Below are 19,925 nucleotides of genomic sequence, written 5' to 3' on the forward strand. Positions count from 1 at the left end.
GTGCTCAGTTGGGTGGTGGGTACTCCTTGGACGGTGGGCCCGGGGCGGCCTTCCTCGGGCGCGGACTGTGGTGACGTACCGGCTACCGGAACGGCCGGGGGAGCCCGGGCCCACAAAAGCTGATGCATCGTCAATCTCCTTGCGAGTCAGTGATGGTGAGGCGCAGCAACACGGCGGACGGCGCGGTGGGTAGGGTCAGCTCCAGCTCGGCGCGGTCCGGGTGCCGGCTGATCACGGCGTCGGTGGCGGCGGGGTAGAGCGGGTCGATGCGGACGTCGGCGCCGAGCGGGTTGGGCAGCAGCAGGGTGACGGTGGGCGCGGCGCCCGGGCGGCGCCAGACGGTGAGGTAGGTCGCGGTGGGGGCGTGCAGCGTGAGCGCGATCCACGGGTCGTCCCAGGCGGGCAGGCCGAGCGGCCAGGACGGCACGGCCTGCGGCAGCTCGGCCCGGATCGACTTGTAGACGGCCACCGCCTCGTGCACCAAGGCTCGTGCCTCCGGCCCCAGTTCGGTGATGCGGCCGGAGAGGTGGATCCGGCCGAGCAGAGCGTTGGCCATGGTGAAGGCGACCTCGTCGAGTGAGTCCTCGGGCTGGGGGTAGGCCCAGACCGCGCCCTGCTCGGGGGTGACGGCGGTGGGCGCCGACGCCGCGATGGGGGCGTAGCGCAGCAGGTCCTGCTGGTCGCTGGTGGACTGCAGCTGGAGCCGGGAGAGCAGCGCGTGGTCCATCCGCATGCCGCCGGAGGCGCAGTTCTCGATCACCAGCTCCGGGTGCCGGTCCAGGACGCCGTCGAGCCAGTCGAGTTGGGCCCGGTTGTGGCCGAGCAGGCCGTCGGCCGGCCGCTCCCCGGGGTGGCCGCTGGTGCCGGAGCCGGGGTCGGTGTTGTGGTCGAGCTTGAGGTAGCCGACGCCCCACTCGCCGACCAGGCGGTCCACCACCTCGTCCAGGTGCGCGCGGGCGGCCGGGTGGCGCAGGTCGAGGTGGTAGCGCTCGCCGGCCTCGGTCACGCGCTGCCCGTCGCGGCGGAAGAACGCCCCGTCGGGCAGGGATCCGGCGACCGGGCTGGTGGCGCCGACCGCCTCCGGCTCCAGCCACAGGCCCGGGACCATGCCGCGCTCGCGGATCCGGTCCAGCACCTCGTGGATGCCGCGCGGTCCGGGGAACCGGGAGGCGGACGGCTCCCAGGCGCCCACCGTGGTCCACCAGTTCTCGTCCTGGTCGGCGTACCAGCCGGCGTCGATGACGAAGTACTCGGCGCCGGCCTCGGCGGCGGCGTCGATCAGCGGCAGCAGCTTGTCGGTGCTGGGCTCGCCCATCAGGCAGTTCATATAGTCGTTGAAGATGACCGGCAGGCTCCGGTGGTCGCCGTGCTGGCGGCGGGTCAGGCGGCGGTAGCGGGTCAACGCGGCGAACGCGGCGTCGGGGCCGCCGTCCTGACTGGGCGCCAGGGCGACCGGGACGGTCTCGAAGCGCTCCCCGGGCTCCAGCACGCGGCGCCAGCCGTGGTCGGTGTCGGTCGGTCCGAACAGCGCCGCGTAGGCGGTGTCGTCGCGGACCCCGCTCTCCCAGCGCCAGCCGCCGCCGTTGTGCTCGATCTGCCACAGCGCGGTGCGCCCGGACCGACGGTCCGTCAGGCCGCCCATCGGCAGCCGGCCGCAGCTGGACCAGACGCCCTGGCCGGCCACCACCTGGGTCGTCCGGCCGGCGCGCGGGGCGTGGTAGCGGCTGCCGGTCGCGGGCGAGGCCGCCCGCAGGGGCGTGCGCTGCCAACGGCACTCGGCGAGCCAGTCGTTGTCCGCCCACAGCAGGTCGGCGCTCTCCAGGGCGCCCGGATCCCCGTCGGTCAGGCAGCCCGCCACCAGGGAGCTGACGGACTCCAGGTGCAGGGCGGCCGGACCCTCGTTGCGCAGGGTGACCTGGGTGCGCAGCACCGGCAGGCCGGCCGGCGAGCGGTGGACCAGCTCGGCGGCCAGGCCGGTGACGGGGTCGTGCAGTTCGACGGTGAGCACGTGCCAGTCGCCGTCGCGGGTCGCGCGGTGGGAGCGGTGGCGCAGCCGCTCGCCGATCATCGTGTCGATCAGGTGCCTGCCCGACCAGTGGCGGCCGTGGCCGGCCGCCGTCACCTCCACCAGGGGCAGCGGTGCGCCGGGACGCGGCGCACCGCCGCACTGGTCGGGCGGGCCGAGGTGGACCAGACGGGCGGTGCCGTCCGCGCCGAGGGCGATCTCCAGGCTCAGCGCCTGGTGGCCCCAGCGGATGATGTTAGCGCTCACAGTCATTCCCGTGAAAAGGCGGTGGCAGGTGAGGGGTGTTCAGTTCGCGCGCAGCACTGCGCAGCCGCCGGGCGGCAGTTGGACGGCGGGGCCGTCGGTCAGCAGGTCGTGGGCCGGTTCCGGCAGCGGCACGGGCTGGTCGCCGTGGTTGATCAGCAGGTGCCAGCGGCGCCCGTCCGCGGCGTGCCGGGTGACGGCCTCGACGCCGGCCGGCAGGCCCGGCAGCGCCGGGGTGACACCGGCCTGCGCGAGCAGCCGGGCCACCAGGGCCGCGTAGTCGGCGTCCGCCAACTGCGTGGAGAGGTACCAGCCTTGCCCGACGCCGAAGTTGTGGCGGGTGAGGGCGGGGGCGCCGGCGAGCATGCCGTGGGTGTACTCGGCGAGCGTCTCGGCGCCCTCGGTGCGCAGCGACTCGCTCCAGGCGGTGGCGCGCGAGCCGTCGGAGAGGGTGATCAGCTCCGCCCCGGCCAGTGGGCGGTACTCCTCGACCCGGATGCCGAGGGCCTCGCGCAGCGGCGCCGCCGGGTAGCCGCCCAGCCGGGAGTACAGGCGCTCGTCCACCGCGCCGCTGAACTGCTGCACCAGCAGCGTGCCGCCGCCGCTCACGTACCGGCGCAGGTTGGCGGCGCCGGCGTCGGAGAGCAGGTGCAGCGCGGGCGCCAGCACCAGCCGGTAGCGGCCCAGGTCGTGCTCGGGGTGCGCGAAGTCGACCGTGGCGCCGGCGCCCCAGAGCGCCCGGTGGGCGCGGCGCAGCGCACCGGGGTAGTCGAGCTCGGCCGAGGGCAGGCCGTCCACGTCCATCGCCCACCAGGCGTCGGAGTCGTGCAGCACGGCGACCTCGGCGCGCACGGTCGAGCCGGCCAGCTCGCCGAGCCGGGCGACGGCCTCGCCCAGCGCCGTGACCTCGCGGAAGGTGCGGCTGTCCGGCCCGGCGTGCGGGACCATCGCCGAGTGCCACTGCTCCGAGCCGGCCCGGGACTGGCGCCACTGGAAGAACAGCGCACCCTCCGACCCGCGGGCGATGTGGCCCAGGCTGTGCCGCAGGATGTCGCCCGGCTCCTTGGCGAGCACCCGGTCCCCGGAGTAGACGGTGTTGGTGCCCTGCTCCATCAGCAGCCAGGGCTTGCCGCCGCCGAAGGAGCGGGCCCGGTCGGCGTCGTAGGCGGCGGCCGCGCCGGCCTCCAGCCCGGGGGCGGTCGGGTAGTGGTCGATGGCGACCAGGTCGGTCTCGCGGCCGAAGGCCCACAGGTCCAGGTTCTGGTAGCCGGGCAGCATCAGGTTGGTGGTCACCGGGCGGTCGCTGTGGGCGCGGATCGCGTCGCGCTGCTCGCGGTAGGCGTCCAGCACCACGTCCGACCAGAACCGGCGGAAGTCCACGGCCTGGCCCGGGTTCTTGTGCCACTGGGTGGCGCGCGGCGGCAGGACCTGCTCCCAGGAGCCGTAGCGCTGGCTCCAGAACGCGGTGCCCCAGGCCTCGTTGAGGGCGTCCAGGCTGCCGTGCCGGGCGCGCAGCCAGACCCGGAAGGCGGCCGCGGTGTGGTCGCAGTGGCAGATCGTCGCGTACTCGTTGTGCACGTGCCACAGGGCCAGCGCGGGGTGGTCGCCGTAGCGCTCGGCCAGGGCCGTGGCGATCCGCCGGGCGGCGAGCCGGTAGGCGGGGGCGGCGAGGCAGTAGGTGTCCCGGCTGCCGTGGACCAGCCGGGTGCCGTCGGGGCCGACCGGCAGGGCGTCGGGGTGGGCCAGGGTGAACCAGGGCGGCGGGGAGGCGGTCGGGGTGGCCAGGTCCACGGCGACGCCGTTGCCGTGCAGCCGGTCGAGCTGCGCGTCGAGCCAGTCGAACTCGTAGCGGCCCTCCTCGGGCTCCAGCAGGGCCCAGGAGAAGACGCCGAGGGTGGCCAGGTTGACGCGCGCGCGGCGCATCAGCTCGTCGTCCTGCTTCCAGGTCTCGGGGTCCCACTGCTCCGGGTTGTAGTCCCCGCCGAAGGCGAGGGAACCGCCGAGGCGGTCGGTGAGCTGACGGGTCGACATCTGGGGAACGGGTCCTCTCAGGGGATGGTCACGCTAACGATGGGGGGCCGGGCCGGTGCTCTCCCGCACCACCAGCTCCGGCGGCATCAGGGCCAGTTCGTCCTCGGGCTCGGCGCCGGCGGCCAGCGCGGCGATCCGCGCCATCACCTGCTCCACGGCCACCTGCCCGAGCTCCTTCTTCGGTCCGGTCACCGAGGTGAGCCGGGGCGAGTGCTGCTCGGCCAGCTGGTCGGGGCAGACCGCGATCACCGAGGCGTCCTCCGGCACGGTCCGGCCGCTGGCCCGCAGCAGGCTGAGCAGCGGGCCGATCGCGGCCTCGTTCTGCACCACGAAGCCGGTGGTGTCCGGGCGGTCCGCGAGGATCCGGGCCAGGGTGCCGGCCGTGCTCTCGTAGCTGCCCTCGCAGGGCCGGTGCAGGAAGCGCAGGCCGCGGTGCTGGGCCCGGTCGCGGAAGCCGTTCACGGTGCGCTCGGCGTAGCCGGCGTGGCGCCGGTAGACGGCGCTGCCGTAGCCGATGAAGGCGATGTCGCGGTGGCCGAGGTCGGCCAGGTGGTCGGCGCAGAGCGCGCCGGCGGCGGCGAAGTCGTGGTCCACGCAGGAGAGTCCGCCCGGGTCGTCGGGCAGGCCGATCAGCGCGGCCGGGGTGCGTTGGGCGTGCAGCACCGGGATGCGGTCGTCGTCCAGCCGCACGTCCATCAGGATCACGCCGTCGGCGAGCCCGCTGGCGGCGACCCGCTGCACCCCGTCGGGGCCCTCGTCGTTGGTGAGCAGCAGGACGTCGTAGCCGTGCTCGCGGGCGGCGACGGTGACGGCGATGGCGATCTCCATCATCGTCGGCACGTACACCTCGGTGTGCAGTGGCACCACCAGGGCGATGATGTGCGAGCGCTTGCCGGCCAGCGCGCGGGCACCCGCGTTGGGGTGGTAGCCGAGGTCGGTGATGGCCCGTTCGATCCGTAGCCGGGTCTCCCGGGAGATCGAGCGCTTGCCGCTGAGCGCGTAGCTGACGGTGCTTGACGAGACGCCCGCGTGCCTGGCCACGTCGGCGAGTGTCACCATCGGTCCTGCTTCCTTCGCGTGGTTGTGGGAGGGCTGCCGGGCACGCGACCGGGTCAGCCCTTGATCGCCCCGGTGAGCACGCCGGTTCGCAGGTGCTTCTGGACGAACGGATAGACCATAACGAGCGGCACCAGGGTGAGGACCACCACGGCCATCTGCAGCGAGAGCGGCGCGGTCTGGGCGTGCGTGCTGCCGAAGCCGGCGTTGACCGAGCCGGGCAGTCCGTTGCCCCGGTCGACGTAGGTGAGCAGTACGTACTGCAGCGGCCACTTCTGACTGTCCGTCGGCATGTAGATCATGACGTTGAAGAAGGAGTTCCAGTAGCCGACGCCGTAGAAGAGCGCGATCACCGCGGTCACGGCGCGCGAGGTGGGCAGCACCACCGACCAGAGGATCCGCCAGTCGCCCGCGCCGTCCATCCGGGCCGCGTCGATCAGTTCGGAGGAGGTGCCGGAGTAGAAGGCGCGCAGCACCAGGATGTTGAAGACCGAGACCGCGCTCGGCAGGATCAGCGCCCACCACTGGTCGTAGCCGCCGAGGCCGGTGACCACCAGGAAGGTGGGGATCAGGCCGCCGCCGACGAACATGGTGATGATCAGCAGCAGCAGGATGAAGCGGTGGCCGAGCGAGCCGGAGCGGGAGAGCCCGTAGGCGCACAGGACCGACACCACCATCGACACCAGCGTGCCGATGCCCGTGATGGCGAGGCTGACCACCAGTGCGGTGACCACGGTCGGGTTGTCCAGCATCTCGCGGTAGGCCTCAAGGGTCAGGCCGTCCGGCCAGATCACCATGCCGCCGGCCCGGTTGATCGCCCCGGGGGTGGAGAAGCTGGTGACCACGATGATCCACATCGGGACCAGGACGATGGCCACCGCGCCGCTCAGAGTCAGCCCCTTGGCGGTCTGGCCGAGTGCGCTCGGCGGCTCCTGCCAGGGCGGCCGGGCGGCCCGGGCGCGCCGGTCGGCGCTCGCCGCGGCGCGGGTGCGCTTGTCGCGGCCGATGCTCAGTACGTTCGTCATTTCCGGTAGAGCCCGTCCTCGCCGAAGGCGTGCGCCAGCCGGTTGGCGCCCCAGATCAGCAGCAGCGAGACCACGCTCTTGAAGAGCCCGGCCGCCGCGCCGTAGCTGTAGTTGCCGGTGGCGATGCCGTAGTAGAAGGAGAAGGTGTCCAGCACGTCGGCTGCGTCGTGGCCGACCGCGAGCCGCTGGATCAGGAACTGCTCGAAGCCGACCGAGAGCGCGTTGCCCAGCCGCAGCACCAGCATCAGCATGATCACACCGCGCAGACCGGGCAGGGTGATGTGCCACATCCGCCGCCACCGGCCCGCGCCGTCGGCCGCCGCCGCCTCGTAGAGCTCGGTGTTGATGGCGCTGAGCGCGGCGAGGAAGACGATGATGCCCCAGCCGGCTTCCTTCCAGATCGCCTGGGAGGTGACCAGCAGCGCGAAGGTGTGCGGGTTGGTCATGATGTCCCAGGTCCCGATGCCGTGTTGGCGCAGGAGCTGGTTGACCACGCCGGCGCCGCCCAGCATCTGCTGGAAGATCGTGAGCGCCAGCACCCACGAGAAGAAGTGCGGCAGGTAGAGCACGGACTGGATGAAGTTGCGGGTCCGCTCGCTCAGCACCGAGTTGAGCAGCAGGGCGAGCGCGATCGGGATCGGGAAGAACAGCACCAGCTGGACGAAGCTCAGGTAGAGCGTGTTCTTCATCGACTCCCAGAACAGCGGGTCGCCGAAGAGCTGGGTGAACTGGTCGAAGCCGACCCAGTCGCTGTGCCAGACGCCGACCAGCGGGTCGTAGTTCTGGAAGGCGGTGACCAGCCCGAACAGGGGGGCGTAGTTGAAGAGCAGGAGCAGGACGACCGTCGGCACGGTCATCAGCAGCAGCGACTTGTCGCGTCGCAGCCTGACCCGCCAGCTCAGCCGTGCGGACACTTCCCGGGGCCCCGACCGCGCCGCGCTCACTGGCCCGCGCCGTACTTGTCGAGGACGTTCTCGGTCATCCACTTCTTCAGGCGCTCGCCCTGGCCGGACTTCCAGCTGGAGATGGCGGCCTGGACGTCGGAGACCTTCTTCTTGCCGTGGTAGCAGTCGATGGCGGTGTCGTTGACCGCCTGCGCCGCGTCGGCCGTGGCGATGTCCTGCGGCATGGTGTAGTTCATGCCCCAGAACGGCGGCTTGACCAGGGCCTTGACGTTGGCGATCTCCCAGGCGGTGTAGTCCTTGGTGACCTGGTCGGCGCCCGGGTTGCTGATCACGTTGGAAGGGGCGCAGAGGAACGGGAAGGTCTGCGCCTGGACGTCCTTCTTGCCCTCGTCGGTGAAGCTCGGCACGCCGTTGGCCCGGTTGTAGTGGACGCCCTCGACCCCGAAGTTGACCATGGTGTACTCGGCCGTGCCGTAGGGGGCCGCGAGGTAGTTCGCCACCGCGAGCAGCTCCTCGATCTGTTCCGGCTTCAGGTCGGCGTTCAGGTAGCTGAACATGCCGGCGCCGGCGCCCATGTAGACGGTGGGCGTGCTCTTGCCGTCGGCGGCGAAGATGTTGAAGGCCCCGCGGCGGTAGTTCGGGTTGGCGGCGATGCCGGACTGGTGGTCGGAGAGGTTCCAGGCGCCCATGCCGCCGCCGGTGATCAGCTCCTTGCCGCTGAAGAAGCGGGTGCCGTTGTCGTTGGTCCCGGCGAGCGCGTCCGGGTGGACGTAGCCGGCGGTGGCCAGGCGGTTGTGCCAGTCCAGGGCCTCCAGGAACTCCTGGGTCTCGTAGAGGTGGACCAGCTTGCCGCCGTCGATCTTCCACTTCAGCGGGGCGCCGAAGGACGTGTACAGGTAGGTGAACATGTCGTCGAAGGCCCAGACGCCGCCCTTGGCGTCGGTCAGTTCCTTGCCGAGGTTCATCAGGTCGTCCGCGGACTTCACCTGGTCGGCGGTGATCCCGCGCGCGCCGAGGATGTCCTCGCGGAAGAAGACGGTGCCGGCGATCTGGAAGCTGCCGGAGAAACAGGGGATGCCGAAGATCTTGTCGCCCCAGATGCCGGACTGCCAGGCGCCGGTGGGGATGGCGGCCAGGTTGGGGTACTTCTTGATGTTGTCGCCGGACAGGTACGGCGTCAGGTCGGCGAGCTGGGTCCCGGCCAGCTCCCCGGTGTTGAAGTTCGGGTTCCACCAACCCGGTAGCTGGATCCAGTCGGGCAGCTTCTTGGCAGCGGTCATGGTCGGCACAATGGTGTTGTAGTTGCTGCCGTCGGCCGGCTTGATCGTCATGTTGACGCCGAGCGCCTTGTTCATGGCCTGGTAGAACGAGTTGTTCGGCTGCGGGACGGTGCCCCACAGCGGCGTGACCGCGGTGTAGCTGCCGCCCTTGCCGGGCACGCCGGAGACGGTGGCGACGGGGGAGGCCGGGTAGCCCAGGAAGCCCGGGTCGGTCGCCGCGTCGGGGCCGCCGGCGACGGACGGGATGTCCGCCTTGATGGCCGTGCTCGGCACGTAGGTCGGCAGCGCCGCCTTGAGGCCGGCCGCGGTGTTCGCGCCCGTCTTCACGTTCGAACCGCCGCCGCACGCGGAGAGCAGCGGCGCCATGGCGGCTGCTCCCGCGATCGAGGCACTGGCGGACAGGAACCGTCTCCGGTTCAGCTCGGTGGTCATGATGAGCCAGCCCTTCCCCGCTGAGGATGTCGAAGCGCTTGGATGTTTCGGCGAGACTAACGGCGCGTTACCGGTTCGGCAAGGCCCTGAACAAATGCAAATTCGCTCTGTGCAGGGAGTGTTGACAGTCCTTCCGGATCGTGTCAGCGTCGAAGCGCTTCGACCTCCGGTCATCGAGCCCACCCGCCCGAAGGGTTTCCCACGTGAGTTCCGCGTCCGCCCCCGCAGACGACCTGCCTCCTTTCCGCGACCCCGCGCTGCCCCTGTGCAAGCGTGTCGACGACCTGATCGACCGGCTCACCCCGGACGAGCGGCTCGAGATGCTGCACCAGTACTCACCCGCCGTGCCCCGCCTGGACGTTGCCGACTTCCGCACCGGCAGCGAGGCGCTGCACGGCCTCGCCTGGCAGGGCGTCGCGACCGCCTTCCCGCAGGCCGTCGGGCTCGGCGCCAGCTGGGACGAGGACTTGGTGCGCCGGGTCGCCGAGGCCACCTCGGTGGAGCTGCGCGCCTCGCACTACCACCGCAAGCCGCTGATCGGCAGCAGCCCCAACAGCCTGCAGGCCTGGGCGCCGGTGCTGAACCTGCTGCGCGACCCGCGCTGGGGCCGCAACGAGGAGGGCTACTCCGAGGACCCGGTGCACACCGCCCGGATCGGCGAGGCGTTCTGCCGCGGCCTGGCCGGCGACCACCCGACCTACCTGCGCACCGCCCCCGTGCTCAAGCACTTCCTCGCTTACAACAACGAGGACGACCGCTGCACCACCTCCTCCGCGGTACGCCCGCGGGTGCTGCACGAGTACGACCTGGCGGCCTTCCGCCCGGTCGTCGCCGCGGGCGTCGCGACCGGCGCCATGGCCGCCTACAACCTGGTCAACGGCCGCCCCTGCCACGTCAGTCCGCTGATCGAGGACGAGCTGCGCCGGTGGGCTCGGCCGACCGGCCACGAGCTGTTCGTGGTCAGCGACGCCGAGGCCCCCTCCAACCTGGTCGACATGGAGTTCTACTACGACGACCACGCCGCCTCGCACGCGGCGGCGCTCAAGGCCGGCATCGACAGCTTCACCGACCACGGCGAGGACAGCGCCACCGTGATCGGCCGGCTGCGCGAGGCGCTGGAGCGCGGCCTGATCGACCAGCAGGACGTCGACCGCTCGATCCGGCGCCAGCTGGAACTGCGGTTCCGCCTCGGCGAGTTCGACCCCGAGCTGGACCCCTACGCGGGCATCGGCCCGGAGGCGATCGACAGCCCCGAGCACCGCGAGCTGGCGCGCGAGGCGGCGATCGAGTCGGTGGTGCTGCTCAAGAACGCCGGCCTGCTGCCGATCGACCCGGACCGCACCCGGCGGATCGCCGTGATCGGCCCGCTCGCCGACACCCTCTGCGAGGACTGGTACAGCGGAGACATGCCCTACCGGGTCAGCATCGCCGACGGCCTCGCCGCGGCCCTCGGCCCGCACGGCGGCCAGGTGGTGCGGGTGGCCGGCACCGACCGGATCGCGCTGCGTTCGCGCACCACCGGCGAGCCGCTGGGCGGCACCGAGTTCGACGTGGCCGAGTGGGGCCAGGAGGTGCTGACCCTGGCCGATGCCGGGACCGGCCGCTTCCTGAGCGTCAAGGAGGACGCCACTCTGGCGGCCGACCGGGAGCAGCTCAAGACCTGGGACCTCAACGAGACCTTCCGCCTGGTGGACGCCGAGGACGGCACCGTCCTGCTGCAGGCGGTGCGCACCGGACGCTACGCCGCCGTGGACGCCGACGGCCAAGTCACCGTCACCGCCGAGGCCCCGCAGGACGCCGAGCGCTGGCGGCGCGAACTGCTCCGCGACGGCCTCGCCGAGGCCGTGGCCGCGGCGGCCGAGGCGGACGCCGCCGTCGTCGTCCTCGGCAACCACCCGATGGTCAACGGCCGCGAGACCGAGGACCGGCTGGACACCGCGCTGCCCCGGATGCAGGACGCGCTGCTGCGCGCCGTCGCCGCCGCGCGCCCCGAGACCGCGCTGCTGGTGATGAGCAGCTACCCCTACGCCCTCGACTGGGCCGACGAGCACCTGCCCGCCGTGCTGTGGACCTCGCACGGCGGGCAGGAGACGGGCAACGCGCTGGCCGCCGTGCTGCTGGGCGCGGCCGAGCCCGCCGGGCGCCTGCCGCAGACCTGGTACCGGGGCGAGGACCCGCTGCCGGAGCCGCTCGACTACGACATCATCAAGGCGGGCTGGACCTACCAGTACCACCGGGCCGCGCCGCTCTACCCGTTCGGCCACGGGCTCTCCTACACCGAGTTCTCCTACCTGGACCTCGCCCTCGCGCAGCCCGCGATCGACCAGGACGGCACGGTCGAGGTCACCGTGAGCCTGGCCAACACCGGCCCGCGGGCCGGCACCGAGGTGGTCCAGCTCTACGTGCGGGCCCTGGACGCGCGCTACGAGGCGCCGCTGCGACGGCTCGCCGACTTCCGCAAGGTACGCCTGGAGGCAGGCCAGCAGCAGGAGTTGACGTTCCGCCTGCCGGCCGAGCGGTTCGCCCACTGGGACGTCGCCACCGGCGCCTTCACGGTCGACCCCGGCGGCTACGAGGTCACCGCCGCCCGCTCCGCCGAACACCCGCTGCTGACCGCGCCGCTCACGGTCACCGGAGCGGCCCCCGAGCCCCGTGTGGTCGTCGGACGCCGAACCCTGACAGTCGACTTCGACGACCACACGGACATCACCATCGTCGACGCCACCCGGATCGACGGCGACGCCGTCACCCCCAGGGACCCGAGCCTTCCGGCGGCCCTGCTGTTCCGCCGGGCCGACCTCACCGGCGCCGTCGAGGTCGAGGTCGAGACCGCGCTCGCGGAGCCGGGCGACACCCCGGCCCGACTGGAACTGCGCTCCGGCGAACGGCTGCTGGCCGAGATCGAGGTGCCCGTCACCGGCGACGCCTACGCCTGGACCACCGCCTCTGCCGAGTTCGCCGCCCCGCTGGACGGCGTCCACGACCTCGCGCTGATCCTGCACGGCGGCTTCCGCCTGGCCGGCTTCAGCTTCGCCACCGCCGGCTGACCGCAGCCGCACGGTCGGCGGGCCGTCCCTCCCCGGACAGCCCGCCGGTCGATTCCTGACAGTTCGTCACATCTTTCCCAGAGGAAACACCCATGCCGCTCAACGACTTCGGCCAGGCAGAACTCGCCGCGTACCAGCCAGAAGTGACGGTCCCCCAGGACTTCGACGCGTTCTGGCAGCGCACCCTCGCCGAGGCCCGGTCGCACGGCGGAGCGGTCAAGGCCGAGCGGGTCACCGACCAGTACGGGCTGCGCACCGTCGAGGTGGACGACGTGCGCCTGCCCGGCTGGAACGGCGAGCCGGTGGCCGCCTGGCTGCTGCGCCCGCGCGGTGCCAAGGGGCCACTGCCGGTCATCGTCACCTGCCTCGGCTACAGCAGCGGCCGCGGACTGCCCACCGAGCACCTGTTCTGGCCCTCCGTCGGCTACGCCCAACTCGTCGTCGACACCCGGGGCCAGGGCCACGACACCCCCGACCCCTGGACGGGCACCGGCACCCAGTGGAGCGGGGGCTTCATGACCCGCGGCATCCAGTCGCCCGAGGAGTACTACTACCGCCGGGTGATCAGCGACTGCGTGCGGGCCGTGGACGCGGTCGCCGAACTGCCCGGCCTGGACACCGGACGGGTCGTGGTGGCCGGCAGCAGCCAGGGCGGAGGCCTGTCGCTGGCCGTCGCCGCACTGGCGGGGGACAAGCTGTCGGGCGTGATGGCGGACGTGCCGTTCATGTGCCACTACCGCAAGGCCGTCCAGCTCGCCTCGGACAGCCCCTACGTGGAGCTGGTCCACTACCTGCGCTGGCACAGTCGCCACAAGGTCGACGAGACCTTCGCCACCCTCGACTACTTCGACGGCGTGCACTTCGCCCAGCGCGCCACCGTCCCGGCCCTGTTCGGCGTCGCCCTGATGGACCCGACCTGCCCGGCGCTCACCGTCTACGCCGCCTTCAACAACTACGCCGGCGAGGACCGCACGATGACCGTCTGGCCCGTGGCCGACCACAGCAGCGGGTGCGGCTCGGTCCAGCCCGACCAGCTGGCCTGGTTGACGCGGAGCGGACTGGTCCCGGCGAGCTGACCCGGCCCCGCCCGCCGATCGACGTTCCAACTGGCCCGTGAGGTACTGCAGATGATCAGCCCACCGTTCCCCGACCTCCCCGCCGGATTCCGCTTCGGCGCCGCCACCGCCGCCTACCAGATCGAGGGCGCCCACGACGAGGGCGGCCGCGGCCCCTCCATCTGGGACACCTTCAGCCACACCCCCGGGCGCACCCTCGGCGGCGCCACCGGCGACACCGCCTGCGACCACTACCACCGCTACCGCGAGGACGTGGCGCTGCTGCGCGAGCTCGGTGTGGACAGCTACCGGTTCTCGATCTCCTGGAGCCGGCTGCTGCCCCAGGGCACCGGGCCGGTCAACCCCGAGGGCCTGGCCTTCTACGACCGCCTGGTCGACGAGCTGCTCGCCGCCGGCATCTCACCCGCCGTCACCCTCTACCACTGGGACCTGCCGCAGACCCTGGAGGACGGCGGCGGCTGGCGGGTCCGCAGCACCGCCGAGGCCTTCGCCGAGTACGCGGCGCTCGCCGCCGAGCGCTACGGCGACCGGGTCGAACGCTGGATCACCCTCAACGAGCCGTACTGCTCGGCCTTCGTCGGCCACGCCGAGGGACGGCACGCCCCCGGCACCCGGGAGGGCCGCGGCGCGCTGGCCGCCGCGCACCACCTGCTGGTCGCGCACGGCCTCGCGGTGCGCGAACTGCGCGCCGCCGGCGCCCGGGAGATCGGGATCACCCTCAACCTCGACCAGCTCGACGCCGCCTCCCGGCTCCCCGAGGACCTCGCCGCCCTGCGCCGCGCCGAGGTCCTGCACAACGAGATCTGGACCGAACCGCTGTTCGCCGGCCGCTACCCCGCACTGGAGCGGGAGACCTGGTCCGGCCAGGCCGACGGCCCCTGGCGACTGCCGGGCGACCTGCAACTGATCGGGGCGCCGCTGGACTTCCTCGGCGTCAACTTCTACCGCCCGATCACCATCGCCGCCGCGCCGCACCGGGAGCCCGACCCCGAACTGCGCACCGCCGTGGACATCGGCGTCGCCGAACTGGACCCGTACGGCAGCCGGCACACGACCATGGGCTGGCCGGTCGTCCCGGCCGCCTTCAGCCAGCTGCTGCGCGGCCTGGACTTCCGCTACCCGAACCTGCCGCCGATCTGGATCACCGAGAACGGCACCGCCGAGCCCGACGTCCTCACCCCCGACGGCGCGGTGCACGACGCCGACCGGATCGACTACCTGGCCGACCACCTGGCCGCCGTGGCCGTCGCCGTCGCCGCCGGAGTGGACGTGCGCGGCTACTACGTCTGGTCGCTGCTGGACAACTTCGAGTGGGCCCGCGGCTACGAGCAGCGCTTCGGCCTGGTCCACGTCGACTACGACACCCTGACCCGAACGCCCAAGGACAGCTACCGCTGGTACCGGGGCCTGATCACCGCGCACCACGCGCGGACGGAGGAACCTGCCCGATGAAGTTCACCGACGGCTACTGGCTGATGCGCCCCGGCTTCACCGCGCGCTACGCCACCGAGGTCGCGGACGTGCGGGCCGAGGCGGACCGGATGACGCTCTACGCGCCGGTGAAGCACGTGGTCAGCCGCGGTGGCACGCTCAACAGCCCGCTGCTGACCGTCGAGTGCTGGTCCCCGGCCGAGGGCGTGATCGGCGTGCGCACCACCCACCACGCCGGATCGGTGCGGCGCGGCCCGGAGTTCGCGCTGCCCGGCGCGGAGCAGGGGGCCGGCGTCGGGAAGGTGCGGCGGGACGGGGAGGTGGTGGAGCTCGTCGCCGGCGACCTGGCGCTGCGGGTGGACACCGCCCAGCCCTGGAAGCTGGAGTTCACCGCCGGCGGGCAGGTGCTGACCTCGGTCGGCGAGCGCGGCACCGGCTTCGTCACCGACCCGGCCGGCCGGCACCACATGCTCGGCCAGCTCGGCCTCGGTGTAGGCGAGTTGGTCTACGGCCTGGGGGAGCGGTTCACCCCGTTCATCCGCAACGGCCAGGTGGTGGACATCTGGCAGGCCGACGGCGGCACCACCAGCGAGCAGGCCTACAAGAACATCCCCTTCCACCTGACCAACCGCGGCTACGGCGTCTTCGTCAACCACCCCGGCAAGGTCAGCTACGAGGTCGGCTCCGAGTCGGTCGGCCAGGTGCAGTTCAGCGTCGAGGACCAGACGCTGGAGTACTTCGTGGTGTACGGCCCGACGCCGAAGGAGATCCTGCGGCGGTACACCGCGCTCACCGGCCGGCCCGCCCTGCCGCCCGCCTGGGCGCTGGGCCTGTGGCTGACCACCTCCTTCACCACCGACTACGACGAGGCCACCGTCAACCGCTTCGTCGGCGGCATGGCCGATCGCGGCATCCCGCTCAGCGTCTTCCACTTCGACTGCTTCTGGATGCGCGGCTACCAGTGGAGCGACTTCTGCTGGGACGGGGAGACCTTCCCGGATCCGGAGGGCATGCTGGCCCGGCTCAAGGAGCAGGGGTTGAAGATCTGCCTGTGGATCAACCCCTACATCGCGCAGAAGTCCGCCCTGTTCGAGGAGGGTCGGCAGGCTGGGTACCTGGTGCGCCGCCCCGACGGCAGCGTCTGGCAGTGGGACCTGTGGCAGCCCGGCATGGCCCTGGTCGACTTCACCAACCCCGCGGCCACCGCCTGGTACATCGACAAGCTGCGGCAGTTGCTGGGGCAGGGCGTGGACTGCTTCAAGACCGACTTCGGCGAGCGCATCCCCACCGAGGTCGTCTGGCACGACGGCTCCGACCCCGAGCGGATGCACAACTACTACACCCACCTGTACAACCGGGCCGTCTTCGAGCTGCTGGAGCAGGAGCGCGGCGAGGGCGAGGCCATGCTCTTCGCCCGCTCCGCCACCGCCGGCGGCCAGCAGTACCCGGTGCACTGGGGCGGCGACTGCGAGTCGCACTTCAACGCCATGGCCGAGTCGCTGCGCGGCGGCCTCTCGCTCGGCCTGTCCGGCTTCGGCTTCTGGAGCCACGACATCGGCGGCTTCGAGGGCACGCCGACGCCCGCGGTCTTCAAGCGCTGGGTGCAGTTCGGCCTGCTCTCCTCGCACAGCCGGCTGCACGGCAGCAAGTCCTACCGCGTGCCGTGGGACTACGGCGAGGAGGCCGTCGAGGTCACCCGCGAGTTCACCCTGCTCAAGCACCGCCTCGCCCCCTACCTGCAGCGCGCCGCCCAGCAGGCGCACGCCACCGGCATCCCGGTGATGCGGGCCATGGTGCTGGAGTTCCCGGAGGACCCCGCCGCGGCCACCCTCGACCGGCAGTACCTGCTGGGGGAGGACCTGCTGGTCGCCCCGGTCTTCACCGACGACGGCACGGTCGAGTACTACGTCCCCGAGGGCACCTGGACCAACCTGCTGACCGGTGCCCAACTCACCGGCCCGCGCTGGATCCGGGAGCAGCACGGCTTCCACACCCTGCCGCTGCTGGCCCGCCCCGACTCCGTCATCCCGCTCGGCGCCGACGACCAGCACCCGGTCTCCGCCTGGGCCGACGGCGTCGAACTGCGGGTGCACGCCTTCGCCGACGGCGCCGAGCGCACCGTGGAGATCCCGCGCTCCGACGGCCCCGGCCGGACCGCCGCCTTCCACCTGCGCCGGGAGGGCGGGGTGGTGCGGGTGACCACCGACAGCCCGCACGCGTGGCAGCTGCGGATCGGCGGCCCCGACGGCGTGCTGCACTCCTACCCGGCGGGCACCTCGGAGGCGGAGCTGCGGTACGAGTCCTGAAGTCGTGCGCGCCGAAGGCGGGGCCCATGGAGCCCCGCCTTCGGCGCGCACGGCACGTACGGTCAGCTGACCCCGAACAGGGTCGCGTCGTCCATGTCGGTCGTCCCGCCGTTCGCCGTCGGGTAGACCTGGAACCGCAGGTCGGTGGTGCCCACCGGCACCTGGGTGATCAGGATGTAGTTCGCGTAGCCGGTCGAGGAGTTGACGCTGTAGGCGGAGCAGCTGTTGTAGTTGTTGCCGCCGGGGACCAGGCCCCAGAGGCAGAAGGTGCCGGTCGCGGGGCCGGACTGCGAGGAGAGGAACACCGAGGCCTCGACCGTGCCCGAGGTGCCGAACTGGAGCGGTACGTCCTGGTAGACCGAGCCGCCGAGGATGTTGGTGTTGAAGGCCAGGTACCCGGTGCCGTCGTAGGCCGGCGCGGGAGCGCCGGCAGTCGTGTTGTAGTTGGCCCAGTTGACGATCCCGCCCGCCGGGACCAGCTTCTGCCAGCCCTGCGTACTCCCCTCGAAGCCGCCCGCGGTCAGCAGGTTCGGGCCGGTCGCGGCAGCGGCGGCGGGGCTTGCCGCGGCCTGGGCCTGCGCCGAGCCGGCGCCGGCCAGGCCGAGCGCCAGGGCGAGTGCGGCGGCGGTGGTGGTCCACTTCTTGGTCATCAGGTCTCCCGTGGTGGGACGGCTGCCAGGGGGTCCGCCGGCGCGGTGGCGCCGGTGGCCGAGCGCCTGGCACGCTAGTGGCCCGCGCAGCCGACCCGGATCGTGGGCTCCCGTACTCCTCCTCCGTACCGGCCGTGACCCAGGACTGCGGGAACCCACGATGACGCCCGCACGGGACCGTGGGTCACCGGGGCGAGCGACCGAGCAGGATCGCGACGGCCTCGGCGACGGTGTCCGCCTCGTGGTCGGGCGCCGGCTGGTCGTCGGGCCAGGTCCGACCGCGCCGGATCCAGACGGTGCCGAGCCCCGCACCGCGGCCCCCGGCGATGTCGTGGGCGCCGCTGTCGCCGATCGTCCAACCGCCCCGGTCGAGCGTGGTTGCGCAGCGCTGGGCCGCCAGCCGGAAGATCGCGGGGTCGGGCTTGCGGATCCCGACCTCGTCCGAGATGCACCAGGCGTCCACCAGAGGCGCCAGGCCGGTGCGGTGGATCTTGCCCCGCTGGTTGTCCGTCATCCCGTTGGTCACGATGGCCGTCCGCCAGCCGGCGGCCCGCAAGTCACCGAGCGCGGCGAGGTCCTCGGGCCGGCAGTGAGCCAGCTCGGGCATCCGCCGGCGGAACCGGCCCCAGAGCTCCTCCGCCGACGGGGCCAGCCCGAACTCCCGCCGGGCGAGACGGAAGAAGCCGTCCATCGGGCCGGCGGTGCGGCCGTCCGCCCGGACCAGCCAGGCCCGCGCCGCACCGTCGAGCCCGTGGTCGGCGACGAACTCGTCGAGCCAGGCGAGGAAGGCGGCATCGCGGTCGATGAGCGTGTTGTCGAGGTCGAAGAGCGCCAGTCGCTGCACGGGGCCAGCCTACTGACGGCCGATATTCCCTCCACCGCATTGAACGATCGGCCGTCGGCGGGCGTATCAGCGGAGGACGCGGGCAACCTGCTTCCGGGCTGATCACGGCCCGCACCACCCGGCACTCTTCACCGAACAGGAACACGCAGTGGCAGAGACCTCCAGCTCAACAGGCTTCCCCACCCGCCGCGCGGTCGTCGCGGTCGCGGGCAGCACCGGACTGGCCGCCGCCCTGGCCGCATGCTCGGGAGGAAGCGACCAGCCGGCCGCGGCCCCGGCCCCCACGTCCCCGGCGGCCCCGCCCACCCCGCCCGCGCCCAGCGCCTCCGCCTCGGCCTCCAGCGCGCCCTCCCCGGTCAGCACCTCCGACATCCCCGTGGGCGGCGGCACGGTCTTCAAGGAGCAGCAGGTCGTCGTCACCCAGCCCACCCAGGGCGAGTTCAAGGCCTTCTCGGCGATCTGCACCCACCGCGGCTGCACCGTCGCCGACGTGACCGGCGGCACCATCAACTGCCCGTGCCACGGCAGCAAGTTCAAGATCGCCGACGGCAGCGTGGCGAACGGCCCGGCCACCCTGCCGCTCCCGGAGGCGAAGGTGACGGTCTCCGGGACCTCGATCGCCTTCGGCTGACGGCGAGAAGCCGGCGGGCGGCGCGACGGCGCGGCTGCTGTCCACGCTGGCCCGCCGGCTGCCGCTGTCACGGCTCAAGGCGTGGTGGTCCGGCTTCTTCGAAGGGGTCCGCACGCCTTGCCCGCCGCGCAAGCCGATGCGCTGGAGCACGGTGTGGCGGATGGCGAAGCTGGGTCGGCCGCCGGTGATCTGACGGCCTGTCCGGCGCACGGTCACGCCTCTCAGGTCAGGTTCGGCAGGACGCCGCGCGGCCAGTGACCGAGCCAGAATGCGGCGGCGGACGGCTCGTCCTGGTCCTCGGTCGAGCCGTCGTGAGGCAGCAGTTCGGTGGGGGCGATGTAGCCCTCGCCCGGGTTGAGGCAGATGCGGTAGACCCGCAGGGGTCGGCGACCGGCCACGTAGGCTCGCAGGTCATCGGTGTGCGGATGGCGGCGGGTGGGGTCGCGGTACAGGGCGCGACAGATTGCGCGGATGTCGAGGTCGGCGAGCAGAAGGTAGCGGCTGCCGGGGCCGAGGTTGAAGCACAGGCGCCGTCGGCCGGTGTGCTTGGACTCGTAGTCCAGGCGGTCCCAGTTGTCGACGTGCAATCCGATGCGGCGGCCGTCCTGGTAGTTGGGAGTGGTGGTCAGCGCCTTGGCGGGGCTGGCAGCCTGGCCGAGGTGCACGGCGTCCGGATCTCCGAGCGGGTCGGCCAGGGCCGCCAGGCTCGCGGGCACCGGGCCGGTGGGGAGTTTGACCAACTCCACCAGGGTGCCGTCGGAGGTCGAGGCTGCCGGCTTGAGGCGCGCGGCCAGCTCAGTGGTCAGCGGTTGCCAGGGGCCGGCAGGCAGGACAGCCCCCGGCTCGTATTCCGCCTCGCCGCCGACTGTGCGGGCGCCGGTGGTCTCGCACCGGGCTATGAGGGCGGCGGGGTCGGTGTGGGCGATGGCGAGGTTCATTCCC

At 72.4% G+C, this 19,925-nt stretch carries 14 protein-coding genes and 1 pseudogene; 6 read left to right on the top strand and 9 right to left on the bottom strand.

The window, feature by feature from the left end:
• Positions 1-130: 130 nt before the first annotated feature.
• Genes FHX73_RS28215 through FHX73_RS28240 form a run of 6 tightly spaced genes read right to left on the bottom strand, consistent with a single transcriptional unit; the run spans position 131 to position 8,998 of the window.
• Positions 131-2,278, bottom strand: a complete 2,148-nt coding sequence (locus FHX73_RS28215) for an alpha-galactosidase (protein ID WP_145908716.1) — start codon at positions 2,276-2,278, stop codon at positions 131-133.
• A 33-nt stretch (positions 2,279-2,311) separates the two neighbouring features.
• Positions 2,312-4,300, bottom strand: coding sequence for a beta-galactosidase (locus tag FHX73_RS28220; RefSeq protein ID WP_145908717.1), 1,989 nt, complete (start codon positions 4,298-4,300; stop codon positions 2,312-2,314).
• Between the two features lie 33 nt (positions 4,301-4,333).
• Positions 4,334-5,359 (bottom strand): LacI family DNA-binding transcriptional regulator, encoded by a 1,026-nt coding sequence (locus FHX73_RS28225; protein WP_145908718.1) that lies wholly within the window; start codon positions 5,357-5,359, stop codon positions 4,334-4,336.
• A 53-nt stretch (positions 5,360-5,412) separates the two neighbouring features.
• On the bottom strand, positions 5,413-6,381 hold the full coding sequence (locus FHX73_RS28230; RefSeq protein WP_145908719.1) for a carbohydrate ABC transporter permease: 969 nt from the start codon (positions 6,379-6,381) through the stop codon (positions 5,413-5,415).
• Positions 6,378-7,295 carry an ABC transporter permease gene (locus FHX73_RS28235; RefSeq protein WP_246213925.1) on the bottom strand — a complete coding sequence of 306 codons (918 nt, stop codon included), beginning with the start codon at positions 7,293-7,295 and terminating at the stop codon, positions 6,378-6,380. Before FHX73_RS28235 ends, FHX73_RS28230 begins: the two co-directional genes overlap by 4 nt.
• Before the next feature lie 26 nt (positions 7,296-7,321).
• Positions 7,322-8,998 (bottom strand): type 2 periplasmic-binding domain-containing protein, encoded by a 1,677-nt coding sequence (locus tag FHX73_RS28240; protein WP_145908720.1) that lies wholly within the window; start codon positions 8,996-8,998, stop codon positions 7,322-7,324.
• A gap of 203 nt (positions 8,999-9,201) precedes the next feature.
• Here FHX73_RS28240 and FHX73_RS28245 point away from each other — a divergent pair, with 203 nt between their 5' ends.
• From FHX73_RS28245 to yicI, 4 genes are all read left to right on the top strand, one after another.
• On the top strand, positions 9,202-12,045 hold the full coding sequence (locus tag FHX73_RS28245) for a glycoside hydrolase family 3 protein (protein ID WP_246213926.1): 2,844 nt from the start codon (positions 9,202-9,204) through the stop codon (positions 12,043-12,045).
• A 92-nt stretch (positions 12,046-12,137) separates the two neighbouring features.
• Positions 12,138-13,121: an acetylxylan esterase gene (locus FHX73_RS28250; protein WP_145908721.1), complete on the top strand. Its 984-nt coding sequence runs from the start codon at positions 12,138-12,140 to the stop codon at positions 13,119-13,121.
• A gap of 51 nt (positions 13,122-13,172) precedes the next feature.
• A complete protein-coding gene (locus FHX73_RS28255) occupies positions 13,173-14,573 on the top strand; it encodes a GH1 family beta-glucosidase (RefSeq protein WP_145908722.1) in 1,401 nt (466 codons plus the stop codon).
• Positions 14,570-16,858 carry an alpha-xylosidase gene (yicI, locus tag FHX73_RS28260; protein ID WP_145908723.1) on the top strand — a complete coding sequence of 763 codons (2,289 nt, stop codon included), beginning with the start codon at positions 14,570-14,572 and terminating at the stop codon, positions 16,856-16,858. The genes FHX73_RS28255 and yicI overlap by 4 nt, the downstream gene beginning before the upstream one ends.
• A 62-nt stretch (positions 16,859-16,920) precedes the next feature.
• On the opposite strand, the gene FHX73_RS28265 is transcribed toward yicI, so the two are convergent.
• Both FHX73_RS28265 and FHX73_RS28270 read right to left on the bottom strand, forming a co-directional pair.
• Positions 16,921-17,508: a hypothetical protein gene (locus FHX73_RS28265; protein ID WP_145908724.1), complete on the bottom strand. Its 588-nt coding sequence runs from the start codon at positions 17,506-17,508 to the stop codon at positions 16,921-16,923.
• 184 nt (positions 17,509-17,692) lie between these two features.
• On the bottom strand, positions 17,693-18,352 hold the full coding sequence (locus FHX73_RS28270; RefSeq protein ID WP_145908725.1) for an HAD family hydrolase: 660 nt from the start codon (positions 18,350-18,352) through the stop codon (positions 17,693-17,695).
• Between the two features lie 148 nt (positions 18,353-18,500).
• Here FHX73_RS28270 and FHX73_RS28275 point away from each other — a divergent pair, with 148 nt between their 5' ends.
• Positions 18,501-18,983, top strand: coding sequence for a Rieske (2Fe-2S) protein (locus tag FHX73_RS28275; protein ID WP_145908726.1), 483 nt, complete (start codon positions 18,501-18,503; stop codon positions 18,981-18,983).
• A 43-nt stretch (positions 18,984-19,026) separates the two neighbouring features.
• Positions 19,027-19,176 (top strand): annotated as a pseudogene (locus tag FHX73_RS46500) (glycosyltransferase family 2 protein); the annotation flags it as partial.
• Positions 19,177-19,204: 28 nt separating this feature from the next.
• On the opposite strand, the gene FHX73_RS28285 reads toward FHX73_RS46500, so the two are convergent.
• Positions 19,205-19,921 (bottom strand): hypothetical protein, encoded by a 717-nt coding sequence (locus tag FHX73_RS28285; protein ID WP_145908727.1) that lies wholly within the window; start codon positions 19,919-19,921, stop codon positions 19,205-19,207.
• Between the last annotated feature and the right edge of the window lie 4 nt (positions 19,922-19,925).

The organism is Kitasatospora viridis (assembly GCF_007829815.1).
In the GTDB taxonomy this organism is placed as follows: Bacteria; Actinomycetota; Actinomycetes; order Streptomycetales; family Streptomycetaceae; genus Kitasatospora; species Kitasatospora viridis.

What these genes read in the sequence shown, in the direction of transcription:
- FHX73_RS28220 (WP_145908717.1), bottom strand. Translation starts at nt 4,300, where the DNA reads ATGTCGACCCGTCAGCTCACCGACCGCCTCGGCGGTTCCCTCGCCTTC.
- FHX73_RS28240 (WP_145908720.1), bottom strand. Translation starts at nt 8,998, where the DNA reads ATGACCACCGAGCTGAACCGGAGACGGTTCCTGTCCGCCAGTGCCTCG.
- FHX73_RS28215 (WP_145908716.1), bottom strand. Translation starts at nt 2,278, where the DNA reads ATGACTGTGAGCGCTAACATCATCCGCTGGGGCCACCAGGCGCTGAGC.
- FHX73_RS28230 (WP_145908719.1), bottom strand. Translation starts at nt 6,381, where the DNA reads ATGACGAACGTACTGAGCATCGGCCGCGACAAGCGCACCCGCGCCGCG.
- yicI (WP_145908723.1), top strand. Translation starts at nt 14,570, where the DNA reads ATGAAGTTCACCGACGGCTACTGGCTGATGCGCCCCGGCTTCACCGCG.
- FHX73_RS28285 (WP_145908727.1), bottom strand. Translation starts at nt 19,921, where the DNA reads ATGAACCTCGCCATCGCCCACACCGACCCCGCCGCCCTCATAGCCCGG.
- FHX73_RS28250 (WP_145908721.1), top strand. Translation starts at nt 12,138, where the DNA reads ATGCCGCTCAACGACTTCGGCCAGGCAGAACTCGCCGCGTACCAGCCA.
- FHX73_RS28225 (WP_145908718.1), bottom strand. Translation starts at nt 5,359, where the DNA reads ATGGTGACACTCGCCGACGTGGCCAGGCACGCGGGCGTCTCGTCAAGC.
- FHX73_RS28255 (WP_145908722.1), top strand. Translation starts at nt 13,173, where the DNA reads ATGATCAGCCCACCGTTCCCCGACCTCCCCGCCGGATTCCGCTTCGGC.
- FHX73_RS28265 (WP_145908724.1), bottom strand. Translation starts at nt 17,508, where the DNA reads ATGACCAAGAAGTGGACCACCACCGCCGCCGCACTCGCCCTGGCGCTC.